We start from the raw sequence: 17,252 nt of genomic DNA, 5'->3' as shown, positions 1-17,252 counted from the left end.
TGTAACATGTTTTAGAAAAAGGAGGGGAGGCAGAATATGAAGGCAGTTTATATTCAAAAAACAGGAGATCCCGCAACGATTATTGTTGGTGAGCTGCCTATTCCCAAAGTTAGACCAAAATCTGTTTTAATAAAAGTTATAGCTGTTTCCATTAATTATGTTGATCTCTTTATTCGTTCAGGCATTTATCAGACTGAACTGCCTCATCCCTATATTTTGGGACGGGATGCTATCGGTCAAGTTGTTGAGATTGGAAAAGATGTCACTCAGTTTAAAGTGGGTGATCAGGTTTGGACAAATAGTATGGGCTATGATGGAAGGCAAGGTATCACTAGTGAATATGCACTGATTCCAGAAGAGCGACTTTTTCTTGCCCCCAAGAATGCTGACTCTTTAAAGTTGATTGCTGCTGTTCATTCTGCGGCTACAGCAGCTATTGTCTTACAAGATACGATGATGTTGAAGCCAAAACAAAAACTCCTCATTGAAGGAGCAGCTGGTCATGTCGGCAGTAAGTTAGTTTATCTTGCCAATGAAATGGGGGGAGAGGTGGTGACAACTTCTAGTTTACAAGATTTTTCGAGGTTAAAACAATTGAGCGCTGCTATCTGTTTTGATTATCGTGATAAATCACTCTTTCAGAAACTAAAAAGCGCTTACCCTGATGGTTTCGACCACGTTATTGACACTTCTGGGGAAATTCCCTTACAGTTTAATTGCGATTTACTAGCCTCAAAAGGTGCCATTAGTCTGATTACTGCACCCAAAGACAGTTATTTTGATAGCAGACAGTTTTACATGAATTGTTGGCAAATCAAAGGTTTTGTGATTAGTCATGCCAGTTTAGCGCAAATACAAAAAGCAGGGCAGATTTTAAATGATGCTTTTAAAAAAGGACAGTTACTGGAGGAAGACATGACCATCAAAAAATTTGACGAAGCCGCAGAAATGCATGATTTGATGGAAACTAAAAAAGAAAATAGAAAAATCATTTTAGTTCCTTAAAGCAAACGATTAACTGTTTTTATAAATGGCGATCAGCAAGCCTGAAAATTTTTTATCCAACTCTGCTTGTCTAAGTGAGATAAAACGTTGTCTGCCTTCTATTCTAACATGAATAATTCCGCTTTCCCTTAAGATTTTAAAGTGATGGGATAAGTTGTTTTTTTGCCCTAAGTCAGAAAAAAAGCTGCAGTTCCTTTCCTGCTGGCAAGCGTATAATTGTTTGAATATGGCTAATCTTGTTGGTTCGCTTAAGGCATACAAAACCTGTTCAACAGTGATAGTATCTAAAGAGGGATGCAGTAGTGATTTCATTTGTTAAGATTCCTTTTGTTATTTTCATTGGCATTGTAACATGATTAGTGTTATAATTCAATTGTTCAATATATATCGAACAATTATTTTATACTCGGAGGATGATGTCTATGAACATACTTGATCGCTACTTTGTTTTATCTGATTTAGCAGGAAAGGATAAGGGAAAATTGACAGAACTTTGCCATTTATTTTCAGAGAATGCTATCATAGAAGCTAATGATGGTAAAACTTATTCCGGCAGAGAAGAAATTAATCCATTTTTTGAAAAGTTCTTCAACAAAAATTCAGAATCAAAGCATTTATGGGATATTGAAGAAATGGCTGATGGCTTACAACGAGCAAATTGGGCGGTTGTTTGCCGCCGAAAAACTGGGGCATACCTTGCCTTGACAGGTAGTGATTTAGCGAGGATAAAAGGCGATAAGATCATTTATCTTAAAGTGAGAAGTGATTCTTAATACCTAGAACATCCTATCTGTGAAAGGAGTTGTTAAAAATGAAAATAAATACCTCTATGCTTTGGGAAGATAAAGCAAAATCAGAAGTGACCTATACAGCTTACTTAATCGAAAAAACACCAGATATTAAAAATAAAAATCCTCGCCCAGCTGTCATTATTTGTGGTGGCGGTGGCTTCTTCAAAGTAACCGATAGGGAAAAGGAGCCCGTTGCACTTTATTTCCTTAATAAAGGCTTTCAAGCTATCACGCTTGATTATACGGTCGGAAAAGACAGTGGCTATCCTAAGCCTCTTTACGATTTAGCTAAAATGCTTTTAGTCGTTAGAGAAAATGCTCAACAATGGAATATTGATGCTGAAAAAGTTATTTTTATTGGTTTCTCAGCAGGAGCTACTCATAGTGCTTCTTTGGCAAATAGTTGGAAGGAGCCTTTTTTACAAGAATATTTTGATTATCCAGGGGAAGCTTTGAAACCAAGCTTAATAGTTCTCTCCTATCCTTTATTGGATTTTAATTACCAATATGAACAAGTGATGTCCGACCCTGATAATCAGACACCCACAAAACTGTCGCCAATGCCAAAAATAGATTTTTTGATGGGTGCCTTGAAAACAGTCGTAGGCAAGGAATTGACGACAGCCAATTTGAAGGCATATAGTCCCATAGAGCACATTTCTCCAGATACTGTTCCAACTTTTATTTGGGGCATGCAAGATGACGATTGTATCTATAACAAGGCTCTTTTAGAGTATGCCAAGCGGCTGAAAGATAATGGCGTCTTTTATGAACTTCATATGTTTGCGACAGGAGAGCACGGCTTATCCATGATTAATAGCAATACACAAGCGGAATTTTTGGATTATGAGGAGCTTGGCATTTGGAAAAAATTGTGCATGCAATTTATTAATCAAGTTTTGCATTTAAAGTAAGGTTAGGTAAAAATAATAATACTTTAGAATCTATATTTACTTAGAAATTTTCGAGAGTCTGACTTATTGTCATTCATTACACTGTTTCAAGTGCAGACTAATTTTGAGTAATGACACTAAAAATTAAAAAACTTTGAAAAAAATCATTTTTTACTGGGATTTACGAATAGTGTAAGTAAAGGCCAGTTCAATATTCTTTGAAAGGATTCTGTATTATTTTTTATTTGACACTATGGAAGAACTAGCTTTTAAAGTCTGCCTTTGAGCAGGCTTTTTAAATATCTGCTTGGAAGGGGATTTGCGATGCTGTCTGCAAGAAATAAAAATGGGAAGCTGGTTAATCTTTTGACTGAAATTCCTGTAAAGGGAGATTTTTACTGTCCCGTTTGTCAATCGCCTGTAAGGCTAAAAAAGGGTAAGATTATGCGTCCGCATTTTGCTCATATCTCTTTGCAAGGCTGTCAATTTTACAGTGAAAACGAATCTGCCGAACATTTAAACCTGAAAGCAAAACTTTATTGGTCATTGTCCCAAACAGAAAGAGTTGAAATCGAAAAAATTATAGCAGGAATTGGACAAATCGCAGATTTACTGATTAATCACAAGTTAGCCTTGGAGGTTCAGTGCTCCCGCTTGTCTGAAGACCGTTTGCGGGAGCGCACGCAAGCTTATCAAAAACATGGTTATCAGGTGCTTTGGCTGCTGGGTGAAAAGCTTTGGCTGGGCAGGAGCTTATCCAGCTTGCAAAAGCAGTTCCTTTATTTTTCGAAAAATATGGGCTTTCATCTTTGGGAATTAGACATTCACAAGCATGAATTGCGGTTAAAGTATTTGATTTATGAGGATTTATTTGGAAGGGTCTATTATAAGACCCAGTCCTGTTCTTTTAATCATCATATGATGAGTTTTTTGCGCCTGCCCTATGTCCAGCAGGCGGTTATGTCTTATCATGTGAAGCAGCGCAGGCAAGTTGGTTTAGCAATTCAAAAACAACTTATGGCAAGGAACCCTTATTGGCTGCGTCAGCAGGAAGCCGCTTATTTACAAGGGCGCAATCTGATAGCACAATCAGACGCTGATTTTTTCCCGCAGGTAAGACCGCCGCAATGTTCAAGGGGATTTTGTCAGATCAATCAGGATTTGATTTATTTTCGCACTGCTTTTTTCCAATATTATCAAAAACAAGGAAATAGAGCCACTCAAGAACTGTATCCGCCAGCCTTTTATGATAAAATGAAAGAAACAAATCATTAAGGAGCAGTTCATGTCTGATAACCGCAGTCATATTGAAGAAAAATACCAGTGGGATTTAACCACCGTTTTTCCTAGCGATAAAGCCTGGGAAAAGGAAGAAAAAAGTCTTATTGATGACTTAGAAGCAGCCAAGGGCAAGTCAGGACATTTATTGGATTCCAGTCAAAGTTTGTTAGAGATTACAGAACTTTATTTGGCTCTTAGCCGTCGTTTGGAAAAGCTTTATGTTTATGCTTCTATGAGGAATGACCAAGACACAACGGTCAGTTACTATCAGGAATTGCAAGCAAGAGCAACAGCTTTGGCAGCTAAATTTAATCAAGCTTTTGCTTTTTATGAACCTGAATTTATGCTTTTATCTAAAGAAAACTATCAGGATTTTTTGACAGAATGCCCAGACTTGCTGCCTTATCAGCATTTCTTTGAAAAATTATTCAAACAAAAGGAGCATGTCCTTTCTCAAAAGGAAGAAGCGCTTTTGGCAGAAGCCAGTGAAATTTTTGGAGCTGCCAGTGAAACCTTTGAAATTCTTGATAATGCTGATATTGTTTTTCCTTGGGTCAGCGATGAGATGGGAGAAAAAGTTGAATTGTCTCATGGTAACTTTATCAGCTTGATGGAGTCTAAGAACCGTGATGTTCGGAAAGAAGCTTATGAGGCTATGTACAGCATTTATGAGCAGTATCAGCATACTTATGCTAAAACACTGCAAACCAATGTTAAGGCCAATAATTTTCAGGCAAAAATCAGGAATTATGGCAGTGCCCGTGAAGCAGCCCTGGCAGCCAATTTCATTCCAGAAGCTGTCTATGATCTCTTAATCGAAGCGGTTAATAAACACTTGCCCTTGCTGCAGCGTTATGTCAAACTGCGGCAAAAGATTTTAGGACTCGATGAGCTTAAGATGTACGATCTTTATACACCGCTATCCGAAGCAGATATGAGCTTTACCTATGAAGCTGCTTTGAAAAAAGCTGAAGAAGTATTAGCTGTTTTTGGTACAGCTTATGCTGAGCGTGTGCACCGTGCTTTTAGAGAACGTTGGATTGATGTGCAGGTTAATAAGGGTAAGCGTTCGGGTGCTTATTCGGGCGGCTCTTATGACACGAATGCCTTTATGCTGCTTAATTGGCAGGATACCTTGGATAATCTCTTTACTCTTGTTCATGAAACAGGGCACTCTTTGCATTCTACCTTTACACGTGAAAATCAGCCTTATGTTTATGGTGATTATTCTATTTTTCTAGCCGAGATTGCCTCAACAACCAATGAAAATATTTTAACAGAGACCTTGCTTAAAGAAGTAACAGATGATAGGCAGCGTTTTGCTATTCTTAATCATTATCTTGATGATTTCAAAGGAACGGTTTTTCGCCAAACTCAATTTGCTGAATTTGAAGACCGCATTTATAAGGCTGATCAAGCAGGCCAAGTTCTCACTAGTGACTATCTCAATAATCTTTATGCAGATCTCAATGAAAAATACTATGGTTTAAGCAAGGAAGATAATCCCAAAATTCAATATGAATGGGCTAGAATCCCGCATTTTTATTACAATTTTTATGTTTACCAGTATGCTACAGGCTTTGCTGCAGCTAATTTCTTAGCTCAAAAAATAGTGCACGGCGCTCAAGAAGATAAGGATAAGTACCTTGACTATCTCAAGGCAGGTAATTCAGATTATCCTCTCAATGTAATTGCTAAAGCAGGTCTTGATATGACGGATTCAGTCTATCTGGATCAAGCCTTTAAAGTTTTTGAAGAACGGTTAATAGAGCTGGAAAAATTAGTCGAAAAAGGGATTGTTCAATGAAAAATGAAATGGAGAAATAATGTCGCAAACAGTTTTTATTTGGGATTTAGATGGCACTTTAATTGATTCTTATGAGGCCATTATGGAAGCACTGGCTGTTACTTATGATCACTTTGGTTTCGATTTTCAAGCGAAACCTATTCGGACTTTTATTATCAAAGAATCGGTTGGAAAACTCTTGGATATACTGGCAAAACAGCACAGCTTTTCTGCCAAAGAATTAAAAACTTTCTTTATGCAAGAACAAGTTAAACGTGATGATAAAATTAAGCTGATGCCCTTTGCTAAAGAAACCTTGCAATGGGCAAAAGATAGGGCTATTGAGCAATTTGTATATACCCATAAAGGAGCATCTGCCCAAGCTGTGCTGACAGAATTAGGGATTGACTCTTATTTTACTGAGGTAGTAACAAGTGCATCAGGTTTTAAACGTAAACCAGATCCGCAGGGAATCTTTTATTTGCTGGAGAAATATCATTTAGACAAGGATAAGACTTATTATATTGGTGATAGACGTCTTGATGCTGAAACTGCTGAAAATGCGGGCATTCAATCTATTAACTTAGTCCAGCCCAATTCGGATCTTAATCAGAAAATTGAGGATTTACAATCCTTGACCAAGTTATTTGATTTTTAAAAGTCACTATTATTCCTTAAACTCTTAACCCGGGTTGAGGAATTTTTGTTATAATGGCATTATGGTTAAATCTTATAGTAAAAATGCGAATCACAATATGCGACGCCCTATTATTAATGAAGATATCCTTTACTACCTGCGCCATGAGCAAAAGGAAAATGAGGGCTTTCTTAAAGAGCTGGAAAAGTTTGCTGATGAAGAAAATATTCCTATCATTCCTTCTGAAACAGTTTCTTATTTTCGCTTTTTTCTCCAAACAATGCAGCCAAAAAAGATTTTGGAAATAGGAACAGCTATTGGCTTTTCAGCTCTTTTAATGGCTGAGAGTGCTCCTTGCTCTAAGATCACAACGATTGATCGTAATCCTGAAATGATTGCCTTAGCTCAAAAAAATTTTAGAGAATATGATCAAAGAAGACAAATTACCCTGCTCGAAGGAGATGCTGCAGACTTACTGAATCAACTGGATGAGACTTATGATTTTGTTTTTATGGATTCTGCTAAAGCAAAATACATTGTGTTTCTTCCGCAGGTTTTGAAACACTTAGAAGTTGGCGGAGTTATTTTTATAGATGATATTTTTCAAGGCGGTGATCTTGTCAAAACTATTGAAAAGGTACATAGAAATCAAAGAGCCATTTACCGCGGTCTTCATCGTTTGCTTGATGCTACTCTTAAAAATCCTGGCTTGACAGCTAGTTTGCTTCCTCTTGGAGATGGGCTGTTAGTTATCCGTAAAAACAATTCTGAAATCACTTTGACTGATTAAGTCATTTTTAAGATATTATGTTATAATGAAAGAGTTAATGACAAAAAGGAGTTTATTATTACATGAAAAAACGTACGATTGCTGCAGGGTTGCTGACTTTACTATCGGTTGTGACCCTGGCAGCTTGTTCAAAGACATCAGAAAGCAGTAAGATTGTTACGATGAAAGGTGACACTGTGACAGTAGGTGACATCTATGATCAGCTAAAGGGAACGCCTACTGCTCAGCAGACGACTTTAAATATTCTAATCTCGCGTGTTTTTGAAAAACAGTATAAAGGCAAAGTAAGCGATAAGCAAGTTGAAGAAGCCTATAATAATACTGTTAAGTCTTATGGCGGTGAGAAGAACTTTTTATCAGCTATTTCTCAGCAAAATTACACAAAAGAGACTTATAAGCAATATATCCGTGCTGAAAAATTAGTAGAATATGCTTCCAAACAAGAAGCACAAAAAGAATTAACAACAGCAAATTATAAGTCTGCCTATAAGGACTATAATCCAGAAGTTACGGTTCAGCTTATTCAAATGGATGATGAATCTAAGGCAAAATCTGTTTTAGATCAAGCTAAAGCTGACGGTGCTGATTTTGAAAAGCTGGCAAAAGATAACAGTAAAACAAAGAAGACGGAATATACTTTTGATTCTGGTTCTACCAATATTCCAGATGCCGTTTCTAAGGCAGCTTTCAGTCTGAAAAAAGGAGAGGTTTCGGATCTGATTACAACAGCTGATTATCAAAGTTTACAGCAAGGTCAGCAAAAATCACTCTACTATATCATCAAGGTAACCTCCAAAGCTGATAAAAATGCTAATTGGAAGGCCTATAAGAGTCGTCTCAAAGAGATTATCCTCAATCAAAAAATCAATAATGCGACTTTCCGAAATGCCGTCATTGGTAAAGCTTTCAAAAAAGCCAATGTTAAGGTGAAAGATAAAACGATGAATGATATTATCACCAGATATGCTAAAGCGGCAGATACATCTGCTAGTACAACAACGACTAAGAGTGAGGCAACAACTGCAAACTCTGATAAGACTACTGAAGCAAGCACTGATTCCCAGACAACAGCGGCAGAATGATTGCTTTAAACAATTGACGGATATAAGAAAAGACAGTATAATGATTTCTATCAAGAATAGATTTTTAAAGACTATTTGCTTCAGAAAAATAGCGGTTGATGTGAGCTATGCAAATCAAAAAATCTTGCTGCTTGATTAGTCAATAGAATAAGATAATAAGAATGACAAGTTCATTGAATGAAGGTGGTACCGCGGTTTTTCGCCCTTCTTACAGTGGACTTCTTTTTTTGAGGAGAAAGAAAGACGATGAAGAATTTTCGGATCAAACAAAAAATGTGGTCACTCGGTGGTAAATTTACGATTACAGATGAGGCGGGTATACCCTCTTATGAAGTAGCGGGGAGTTTTATGCAAATTCCTAAAACATTTACCATTTACGACATGCAAGGCAGTCAGATCAGTCACATTCAAAAGAAGACTTGGTCTCTTCTCCCTAAATTTTATGTCAGTCTAAATAACGGCTCTTCATTTTCCTTAAAAAAAGACCTGTCATTTTTTAAGCCTCATTACACTATTGAAGGTCTGGGCATGAAAATTCAAGGTGATTTCTGGAATATGAATTTTACCCTTAGTCAAAATGGTCAGACAGTTGCCAAGATTTCTCAAGAATGGCTTCGGATGACTTCTACCTATAATATTGAAGTCTATGATGACCAGTATGCTGATCTCGTCATCTCATTGGTCATTGCTATTGATTATGTCAAAGAAATAGAACACAGTGCCAATAGCAGCGGCCGATAACTAATTAGAATAAAACAATGGAAAAGGACTAACAAATAAATGAAACAATTAACCAGTGCACAAGTTCGTCAAATGTGGTTGGATTTTTGGAAATCAAAAGGCCATGCTGTTGAACCATCAGCTAACTTAGTTCCTGTCAATGATCCGACACTTTTATGGATCAACTCAGGCGTTGCAACGCTGAAAAAATATTTTGATGGATCCGTTATTCCTGAAAATCCACGGCTGACTAATGCACAAAAAGCTATTCGTACCAATGATATTGAAAATGTCGGCAAGACTGCTCGCCACCATACTATGTTTGAGATGCTGGGGAATTTTTCAGTGGGAGATTATTTCCGTGATGATGCTATCAAATGGGGCTTTGAACTTCTAACAAGTCCTGAGTGGTTTGATTTACCAAAAGATAAACTGTATATGACCTATTACCCAGATGATAAGGATTCTTACAATCGTTGGCTTGAATGCGGTGTTGATCCAAGCCATCTGATCCCTATTGAGGACAACTTCTGGGAAATTGGTGCCGGGCCTTCAGGACCAGATACAGAAATTTTCTTTGACCGCGGGGAAGACTTCGATCCTGATCATATTGGTGTGCGTCTCTTGGAAGAAGATATTGAAAACGATCGTTACATTGAAATTTGGAATATCGTGCTTTCGCAATTTAATGCTGATCCAGCTGTGCCGCGTTCTAAATACAAGGAACTGCCTCATAAAAATATTGATACGGGTGCTGGTTTGGAGCGCTTGGTTGCGGTTATGCAAGGGGCAAAAACAAACTTTGAAACCGATCTCTTTATGCCCATTATTCGTGAGATTGAAAAATTATCTGGTAAGACTTATGATCCAGATGGCGACAATATGAGCTTTAAGGTCATTGCAGACCATATCCGCTCTCTTTCATTTGCTGTTGGCGATGGTGCTCTGCCTGGTAATGAAGGCCGAGGCTACGTCCTTCGCCGCCTGCTTCGCCGTGCCGTTATGCATGGCCGCCGTCTGGGTATCAATAAGCCCTTCTTATATCAGTTGGTACCAACTGTGGGCAAGATTATGGAGTCTTATTATCCAGAAGTGCTTGAAAAGCAAGATTTTATTGAAAAAATCATCAAACGTGAGGAAGAAACCTTTGCGCGAACCATTGATGCGGGCTCAAGCATGTTAGATCAGCTTTTGACTGATTTAAAATCTGCTGGTAAAGATAGGCTTGATGGGCAAGCCATCTTTAAACTCTACGATACCTATGGTTTCCCAGTTGAATTGACTGAAGAATTAGCTGAAGACCAAGGCTTTAAGATTGACCATGCAGGTTTTCAAGCTGCTATGAAAGAACAGCAAGAGCGTGCCCGTGCCAGCGTTGTTAAAGGTGGTTCAATGGGTATGCAAAATGAAACCCTATCAAGTATCACAGAAAAATCCGTCTTTAGCTATGAAAAAGAAGCACTTGACAGCAATCTGTCAGTCATCATTGCAGACAATGAACGTACAGAAGCTGTTTCAGAAGGCCAGGCCTTACTTGTTTTTGCAGAAACTCCTTTTTATGCTGAAATGGGGGGACAGGTAGCTGACCGCGGTGTCATCAAGAACGACAAAGGGGATATCGTTGCCCGTGTAACAGATGTGCAAAAAGCACCAAACGGTCAAGCTCTTCATACAGTTGATGTCTTGGCCAGCTTATCAGTAGGAAGGGTTTATCACCTGGAAATTGATCATGAGCGCCGCAATCGGGTCATGAAGAATCACACTGCTACTCATTTGCTCCATGCTGCTCTTCACAATGTTATTGGCAAGCATGCTACTCAAGCAGGGTCTCTCAATGAAACGGAATTTTTACGCTTTGACTTTACCCATTTTGAAGCTGTAGGGCCAGAAGAACTCCGTCGTATTGAAGAGGAAGTTAATGAACAAATCTGGAAGGCTATTCCTGTAACAACCATTGAGACAGACCTTGATACCGCTAAACGGATGGGGGCTATGGCTCTCTTTGGTGAAAAGTATGGAAAAAATGTCCGTGTGGTGTCTATTGGAGACTATTCCGTTGAACTTTGCGGCGGTACTCATCTTAAGAATACGTCTGAAATTGGACTTTTTAAGATTGTCAAAGAAGAGGGTATTGGCTCAGGAACTCGCCGAATCCTAGCAGTGACGAGTAAGGAAGCCTTTAAAGCCTACCGTCAGGAAGAAGATGCGCTCAAAGAAATTGCTGCAACTATCAAGGCACCTCAAATGAGCCAAGTTGCTAGTAAAGTGGTTTCGCTGCAAGAGCAGTTGCATAAACTGCAGAAGGAAAATACAGAGCTCAAAGAAAAAGCAGCCGCAGCTGCAGCTGATGATATCTTTAAAGATGTTAAGGAAGCAGCCGGACTACGCTATATTGCCAGTCAAGTAGAAGCTGCTGATGCAGGAGCGCTGCGTACTTTTGCTGATAAGTGGAAGCAAAAAGATTACTCTGATGTTCTTGTTTTAGTTGCCAGCATTGGTGAAAAAGTGAATGTTCTTGTGGCTAGCAAGTCTAAAGACGTTCACGCTGGCAATCTCATCAAGACTTTGGCTCCAATCGTCTCAGGCCGAGGCGGCGGTAAGGCAGATATGGCCATGGCAGGTGGTTCAGATGCAAATAAGATTGCTGACTTACTCGCAGCAGTAGGTGAACATTTGTAATTATTATAATAGTAAATATTAGAAAACGCATGAAATGATGATAACCATTTCATGCGTTTTTGTTATGTGATTTGAGTTCATTGAGTATTATTTCTGTAAAGGTGATGGTTTCTAAATGGCTGGATAGGTTTTTGTGACTATACTATTTCACATCTTTAACTTTTAAGAAGGAGTTTGTCCTTAAGGCTTTGAGATCAACATCATCAGATAGAATACCAATTTTCCGTAAATCACTAGCTACAGTATCGAAACTATCATAAGCACCAGAATAGCTGGGTTTAAAAGTATAACTGTTTAAACTGGTAAGGTTGCTGTCTTTATTTCCAGCAACATAGTTTTTATCTAATTGAATAGCAGCAGTTTGCTCTTTATGTTTTTGAATCCAGTTGGTCGCTTTTTGCATAGCAAGAGTATATTTAGCAGTGACGGCGGGGTGTTTTTTGGCTATATCGTTTGACACATAGGCAACACAGCAGTATTCATCTTTGAATCCCTTGTCAGTTGATGAATTGGCAAGTGTTTTAAAGTGATACTGTTTTTTCAAAACTTCGGTGTCTGGATCGCCCAGGGCAATAGCATCAACTTCGCCTTTATCTAAAACCTGACCTAACTGATCGCTTTGGTAAGTAACAAAGCTAACATCACCTTTATCGTCAGAGACTTTTAAGCCGGACTTCGCCAAAACACGCTTGGCAAAAATGGCAGGACTGCCTGCAACAGCAGTCACTCCGATTTTCTTACCCTTTAGATCAGCAGCAGATTTGATTTTACCATCTTTCGTTAATAGCTGCAGACAGCCGGTATGAAGGCCAGTTGTGATTTTTAATTTAGCACCGTTGGCTAAAGGCTGGATAATACTTGCCATCAAGGAATTGGAGGCATCAATTTTGCCAGCATTGAGAGCATCCAGGTTAGAAGTATCCTGCCCAATTTTAACGACCTTATATTTTAAACCAACCTCCCTAAAGAAGCCTTTTTCAACAGCTATTTGCTGTGGGGCACCGCAAAGATCGGAATTTTCAGAGATTTTTAGGACGTAAGGATCTTTTTCTGAAGCATCATAGTTTTTGGATGTCGAAGAAGAGGAATTTGAGCAGGCTGCCAAGCCTACAGATAGGGTAAGCAGCATCAGTCCAAGTCCGAAAAATTTTGGGGTTAAGTATTTTTTCATAAAGGTTTCCTCTTTTCTTTAAAAGTTTAAAGTATGTAATATTTTTTCTTTTACAGCAATAAAGTTTTGTGAATCTCTTTCTCTAGGCTTTTCCAGATCAACCGAAATAATTTTTTTGATAACAGCTGGTCTTGGTGTCATGGCAAACACGCGATCAGAGAGAAAGACAGCTTCTTCGACATCATGAGTAACCATAATCATGGTGATTTGGCGTTTTTGCCAAATATCAATTAGTTCAGTCTGCATTTTGCTTCTGGTGAAGGCATCTAAGGCACCAAAAGGTTCATCAAGCAAGAGGATATCAGGTCGGTTAATCAGTGCCCTAGCGATGTTAACGCGCTGCTGCATGCCGCCGGATAAATTATGAGGATAAGCTTTTTCAAATCCCTTTAGTCCAACTAAATCAATATATTCTTCGACTTCTGTCAGTTTTTCTTTTTCTTTATTCAGCTTTAAGCCCAAAGCGATGTTATCATAAACAGTCAGCCAAGGGAAAAGGGTTGCTTCCTGAAAGACAAAACCGAGTTTTCGCGAGGGTTTGGTAATCGTCTGTCCATCCAAACTCGCTTCACCTTGGCTAGCTTCCTCCAAGCCCGAAATAATACGCAGCAGGGTTGTTTTTCCGCTGCCTGAAGGGCCGACAAGTGAAATAAATTCCCCAGGCTGAATTTCTGCATTAATCTGGTGTAAAGCTTCAATGTCTTGATGTCTGGCATCTGTTGCTTTGAATATTTTTTGAATCTGATGAAGTTTGAGATATCCTACCATTTTATGAATCCTTTCTGCCATGAGAGTAATTTGTCACGAATCTTGAAAAGAAGTGTGATAATCAAGCTAAAAGTAATGGCAATAGTAATCAGACCAGCATAGACATTGGCATAGCCTAAAACTTCTCTCTGCCAGTTAATATACCAGCCGATACCGTATTTCACTCCTAACATTTCTGCTGTCATTAGGGTGATGAAACTTGTACAAGCACCATTAAAAATACCAACGAAAATATTAGGCAGACTGGCTGGAAAGGCAACATGAATGATCTTTTGAAAGGTTGATGCTCCTAAGGTATCAGCAACTTCAAAGTAGGTTTTTTTAACATTTTGAACACCAGAGTTAGTTAGAATGGTCACCGGGAACCAGACCGAAAGACTGATCAAAAAAATACTAGCCGCAAAACTTGTAGGAAAGGCTGTTAAAGCCAGAGGAACAAAAGCTGTAGACGGAATGGGTCCTAAAATTTTAACAATAGGATCTAACCAGTAATTAAAGGAGGTAAACCAGCCAACTAGAATACCTGTTAGTAAGCCCAGGGCAATTCCGATAGCCCATGAAATAGCCAGCAGTCGTAAAGAAAAGAGATCACACTTTAAGATGAAAGGGCCATTTTTGACAAAAACCTCTAGAATTCTATTGGGGCTAGGAAAGAAAATTTCAGGCAGCAGGCTGAGTTTTTCAGTAGCAAGATTATAAACAGCCAGTGCTAAATAGCTGGCACCGATAAAATAACTCTTATGAAAGAACCGCCCTTTCTTTCGAACAGCCATGCTAAAAAGAGCTGCTGCAAGCGAAAGAGCAAAAGAAATCCAAAGAAAATACAAATACCAAGACTGCGTTTTAGTAAAACTAAGAGCAGACTTAGGAATGAGGATCTGTGCTAAAATCGTCAGTAAAATAGCATTGCTGGCAAAGAAAAGGCGATAATAATCCTTTAATGTTTTCAAATGACCAACTCCTTTCTTATCTTTCATTATAGTTTCCAAATAGTATTTTGTATAATTAGAAAAAATTATGCTGAGCTATAAAAATAAGTTATGAATCTAAAACAAACTGTTATTTTTTAACTGATCCTTATAAAATCCTTAAATTTGTTTTTTATAATTAATATAAACGATGGGATACGAATTAATGCGCAATGTAGAAGACGTCTATAGACTTTTTCCTTTAGTGACCTGGAGATTTATCTCGCAACACTAACATTGGGCAACTGAACACGGGCTAAAAGCATCGAGAAAAAGACAGCTTGTCTCGGGAATTGGGATTTCCGGATAACCTTCTGCTTTTCTGTCGAAAATTTTCGCTAAAGCGAACCGTCCCTTTGTATCTTATATAAGGAGGTTAGTATAATGGATTATATGCTAGAAACGAAAAATTTAACCAAGCAGTTTGGTAAACAAACAGCGGTTAACCAACTAAACTTGAAAGTGGAGCGTCATTCCATTTATGGTCTGTTAGGACCTAATGGTTCTGGTAAGTCAACAACACTTAAAATGGTTACAGGGATGCTGAGAAAAACATCTGGCCAAATTCTTATTGATGGACACGAATGGAGCCGCAAAGATTTAGAAAATATCGGGGCCTTGATTGAATCACCGCCGCTTTATGAAAATCTGACTGCGCGTGAAAATTTAAAGGTAGGCACCCTGATGCTGGGCTTACCCGACAGTCGTATTGATGAGGTTTTAAAAATAGTGGACTTAACCAATACCGATAAAAAAAGAGCCGGACAATTTTCTATGGGCATGAAGCAACGTCTGGGTATTGCCATTGCACTTTTAAATTCACCTAAGCTCTTGATTTTAGATGAACCAACTAATGGCCTTGATCCTATTGGTATTCAGGAACTGCGTGAGCTCATTCGTTCTTTTCCTGAACAGGGGATTACAGTTATCATTTCCAGCCATATCTTATCTGAGATTCAGATGACAGCGGATCACATTGGGATTATTGCCAATGGCGTGCTGGGTTATCAAGATAGGATTCACCAAGGTGAAGACTTAGAAAAACTCTTTACTGAAGTAGTTATGAAGTATCGAGGAGGTGAGTAAGAATGATGGGAATGTTTCAGGCAGAACGATTAAAATTGAAGCGGACGATGGCAAAGAAGCTGCTCGTTTTTGCCCCTATATTAGTGATTATATGCAGTTTTATGGTGCCTCAATATTTTATTATAAATGCTTATAACTGGTGGTATATCATTATTTTACCAGGGCTGCTGACCTTATTTGCTGCTTTAATGAATACTTACGAAGAAAAAAAGCTGCGTTATCGGGCAGTATTTCCTTTGCCAATTTCCTTAAGAAAATTTTGGATGTGTCAGATTATGGCTTTGGCTTATTATTTGATCCTGACCAGTTTCTTGCATTGTTTTATCTTAGTCTTGTTGAAATACTTTGTTTTTCCTAACGCTGGAGAAACTTATCCTATTAGCCAAATGCTTCTTGCTTCTATGGTTTTATGGCTCAGTGTCCTTTGGCAGCTCCCGTTTTGTTTATGGCTGGCAAAAAAATGGGGCTTCATTGTCACCTTGCTAGTCAATTTCACAGCTCATATTATCTTAGGAGTTACTTTGTCGACAACTGCTTATTGGTTGCTGTGTCCTTATTCTTGGGGAATACGATTGATGGTCCCCATTATGACAATATATCCCAATGGGCTGAAAGCTGGTTCAGAAGCTGCGGCACCGCTATTAGCAACCAGCTACTGGAGCATTATGCTCAGTTTAATACTGGCTCTTATTTTATTTGTGGGACTGACTTGGTTAACAGCCTTATGGTTTGAAAAACAGGAGGTTAACTAATGCTTAAACTCATTTGGGCAGAATTTTTAAAATATCGTCGTACCTTTTTGCCTTGGATACATTTGATTTTACCGGTTGGCATTGCTGTCTTAGTTGCTGTTTTTGGTCTGGTGACGCCTGCTTATTCTTGGGAGGGTGTGACGAGTGGTTACTTCCAAGTGCTGGGGATTGCTTTTCCGTTAGTCATTGCTATTATTTGCGGTAAAGCTGCTGAATTAGAGGCGAAAGCTAATCGCTTTCAGACTGTCTTAGCAAATGGTCAACGAAAAAGGCTTTATTTGATCAAACTTATCAGCCTGATCATGCTGGAAATCATTGCTGTTTGCTTAGCTATTGCTGTCTTTGCCCTCTTGTATCCTGCCAAGACAGGTTATTTTGCCTTTTACATTTATGCTGGCGTTTTTCTGGTAAGCTCCACAGCTTTCCTGTATTTATGTCATCTAATGGTTGCTTTTTTATTTGGCAATGGCGCAACGATTGGTTTAGGTATCTTTGAAGTTTTGGTTTCGGCTCTGCTGCTAACAGGTTTCGGCGACGGTATTTGGCAATTTCTTCCTTGTGCTTGGCCAGCACGCTTAATGGTGACCTTGTTTGATATGTGGCAGCATCCAGATCAAAATCCTATTTTTGCACAGCAAATTCTTCTTTGGTCAGAGATAGCTTTTTCAGCAACTTTACTTGGCCTGTTTCTTAGTCTGATTTGGTTTGACAGATGGCAGGGGCGAAGTGATGGCGAATAAAATTTAGAAAAAATCAGTAGGACTTGAACTCTTATCGGCTTTTAATGTGTCCGCTTTGTGATAATTTGCTAATTGAATGATTAGAATTAAAATTTATGTCATA

17 protein-coding genes are annotated in these 17,252 nt (G+C 38.6%); 13 read left to right on the top strand and 4 right to left on the bottom strand.

The genetic code is table 11. The features are described 5' to 3' along the window. The first annotated feature begins 36 nt into the window (after window positions 1–36). Complete coding sequence (locus STRMA_RS05105) at window positions 37–1,005, top strand: alcohol dehydrogenase catalytic domain-containing protein (RefSeq protein ID WP_003081111.1); 969 nt, start codon at window positions 37–39, stop codon at window positions 1,003–1,005. A gap of 9 nt (window positions 1,006–1,014) precedes the next feature. Here STRMA_RS05105 and STRMA_RS05100 read toward each other — a convergent pair whose 3' ends face one another. Further along, a complete protein-coding gene (locus tag STRMA_RS05100) occupies window positions 1,015–1,317 on the bottom strand; it encodes an ArsR/SmtB family transcription factor (RefSeq protein ID WP_003080052.1) in 303 nt (100 codons plus the stop codon). Window positions 1,318–1,427: 110 nt separating this feature from the next. Here STRMA_RS05100 and STRMA_RS05095 point away from each other — a divergent pair, with 110 nt between their 5' ends. The 9 genes from STRMA_RS05095 to alaS all read left to right on the top strand — a co-directional run bounded on the left by STRMA_RS05095 (window position 1,428) and on the right by alaS (window position 11,664). Then, the gene (locus tag STRMA_RS05095) at window positions 1,428–1,778 is read left to right on the top strand and encodes a nuclear transport factor 2 family protein (RefSeq protein WP_003078802.1); all 351 of its coding nucleotides are present in this window, start codon (window positions 1,428–1,430) and stop codon (window positions 1,776–1,778) included. 38 nt (window positions 1,779–1,816) lie between these two features. Beyond that, window positions 1,817–2,710 (top strand): alpha/beta hydrolase, encoded by an 894-nt coding sequence (locus tag STRMA_RS05090; RefSeq protein ID WP_003080591.1) that lies wholly within the window; start codon window positions 1,817–1,819, stop codon window positions 2,708–2,710. Between the two features lie 303 nt (window positions 2,711–3,013). Continuing rightward, window positions 3,014–3,964 (top strand): competence protein CoiA, encoded by a 951-nt coding sequence (locus tag STRMA_RS05085; protein ID WP_003079228.1) that lies wholly within the window; start codon window positions 3,014–3,016, stop codon window positions 3,962–3,964. Window positions 3,965–3,974: 10 nt separating this feature from the next. After that, on the top strand, window positions 3,975–5,777 hold the full coding sequence (pepF, locus tag STRMA_RS05080) for an oligoendopeptidase F (protein WP_003081223.1): 1,803 nt from the start codon (window positions 3,975–3,977) through the stop codon (window positions 5,775–5,777). A 19-nt stretch (window positions 5,778–5,796) separates the two neighbouring features. Continuing rightward, a complete protein-coding gene (locus STRMA_RS05075; RefSeq protein ID WP_003080942.1) occupies window positions 5,797–6,414 on the top strand; it encodes an HAD-IA family hydrolase in 618 nt (205 codons plus the stop codon). A 61-nt stretch (window positions 6,415–6,475) separates the two neighbouring features. Beyond that, window positions 6,476–7,183 (top strand): O-methyltransferase, encoded by a 708-nt coding sequence (locus tag STRMA_RS05070; protein ID WP_040841575.1) that lies wholly within the window; start codon window positions 6,476–6,478, stop codon window positions 7,181–7,183. 62 nt (window positions 7,184–7,245) lie between these two features. Then, window positions 7,246–8,265, top strand: a complete 1,020-nt coding sequence (locus tag STRMA_RS05065; protein WP_003081365.1) for a peptidyl-prolyl cis-trans isomerase — start codon at window positions 7,246–7,248, stop codon at window positions 8,263–8,265. Between the two features lie 246 nt (window positions 8,266–8,511). Further along, window positions 8,512–9,006: an LURP-one-related/scramblase family protein gene (locus STRMA_RS05060; protein WP_003079006.1), complete on the top strand. Its 495-nt coding sequence runs from the start codon at window positions 8,512–8,514 to the stop codon at window positions 9,004–9,006. A gap of 39 nt (window positions 9,007–9,045) precedes the next feature. Then, window positions 9,046–11,664, top strand: coding sequence for an alanine--tRNA ligase (gene alaS / locus STRMA_RS05055; RefSeq protein WP_003079518.1), 2,619 nt, complete (start codon window positions 9,046–9,048; stop codon window positions 11,662–11,664). A 142-nt stretch (window positions 11,665–11,806) separates the two neighbouring features. Here alaS and STRMA_RS05050 read toward each other — a convergent pair whose 3' ends face one another. From STRMA_RS05050 to STRMA_RS05040, 3 genes are read right to left on the bottom strand one after another with little or no spacing between them, the layout of a single operon-like run. Then, on the bottom strand, window positions 11,807–12,835 hold the full coding sequence (locus tag STRMA_RS05050; protein WP_003080048.1) for an ABC transporter substrate-binding protein: 1,029 nt from the start codon (window positions 12,833–12,835) through the stop codon (window positions 11,807–11,809). Window positions 12,836–12,853: 18 nt separating this feature from the next. Next, the gene (locus STRMA_RS05045) at window positions 12,854–13,603 is read right to left on the bottom strand and encodes an ABC transporter ATP-binding protein (RefSeq protein WP_003080649.1); all 750 of its coding nucleotides are present in this window, start codon (window positions 13,601–13,603) and stop codon (window positions 12,854–12,856) included. Continuing rightward, window positions 13,597–14,583 carry an ABC transporter permease gene (locus tag STRMA_RS05040; RefSeq protein WP_115277048.1) on the bottom strand — a complete coding sequence of 329 codons (987 nt, stop codon included), beginning with the start codon at window positions 14,581–14,583 and terminating at the stop codon, window positions 13,597–13,599. The genes STRMA_RS05045 and STRMA_RS05040 overlap by 7 nt, the downstream gene beginning before the upstream one ends. 372 nt (window positions 14,584–14,955) lie before the next feature. On the opposite strand from STRMA_RS05040, the gene STRMA_RS05035 reads away from it, so the two are divergent. The 3 genes from STRMA_RS05035 to STRMA_RS05025 are packed head-to-tail and all read left to right on the top strand — an operon-like array spanning window position 14,956 to window position 17,149. After that, the gene (locus STRMA_RS05035) at window positions 14,956–15,657 is read left to right on the top strand and encodes a lantibiotic protection ABC transporter ATP-binding protein (RefSeq protein ID WP_003080271.1); all 702 of its coding nucleotides are present in this window, start codon (window positions 14,956–14,958) and stop codon (window positions 15,655–15,657) included. 2 nt (window positions 15,658–15,659) lie between these two features. Further along, window positions 15,660–16,409 (top strand): lantibiotic immunity ABC transporter MutE/EpiE family permease subunit, encoded by a 750-nt coding sequence (locus tag STRMA_RS05030; RefSeq protein ID WP_003082075.1) that lies wholly within the window; start codon window positions 15,660–15,662, stop codon window positions 16,407–16,409. Next, the gene (locus tag STRMA_RS05025; protein ID WP_003079009.1) at window positions 16,409–17,149 is read left to right on the top strand and encodes a lantibiotic immunity ABC transporter MutG family permease subunit; all 741 of its coding nucleotides are present in this window, start codon (window positions 16,409–16,411) and stop codon (window positions 17,147–17,149) included. Before STRMA_RS05030 ends, STRMA_RS05025 begins: the two co-directional genes overlap by 1 nt. The last annotated feature ends 103 nt before the right edge of the window (window positions 17,150–17,252 follow it).

The organism is Streptococcus macacae NCTC 11558 (genome assembly GCF_000187995.2).
Classification (GTDB): Bacteria; Bacillota; Bacilli; order Lactobacillales; family Streptococcaceae; genus Streptococcus; species Streptococcus macacae.
Note: the sequence above shows the minus strand (reverse complement) of the source record. Positions and strands in the feature narration are given on the sequence as shown.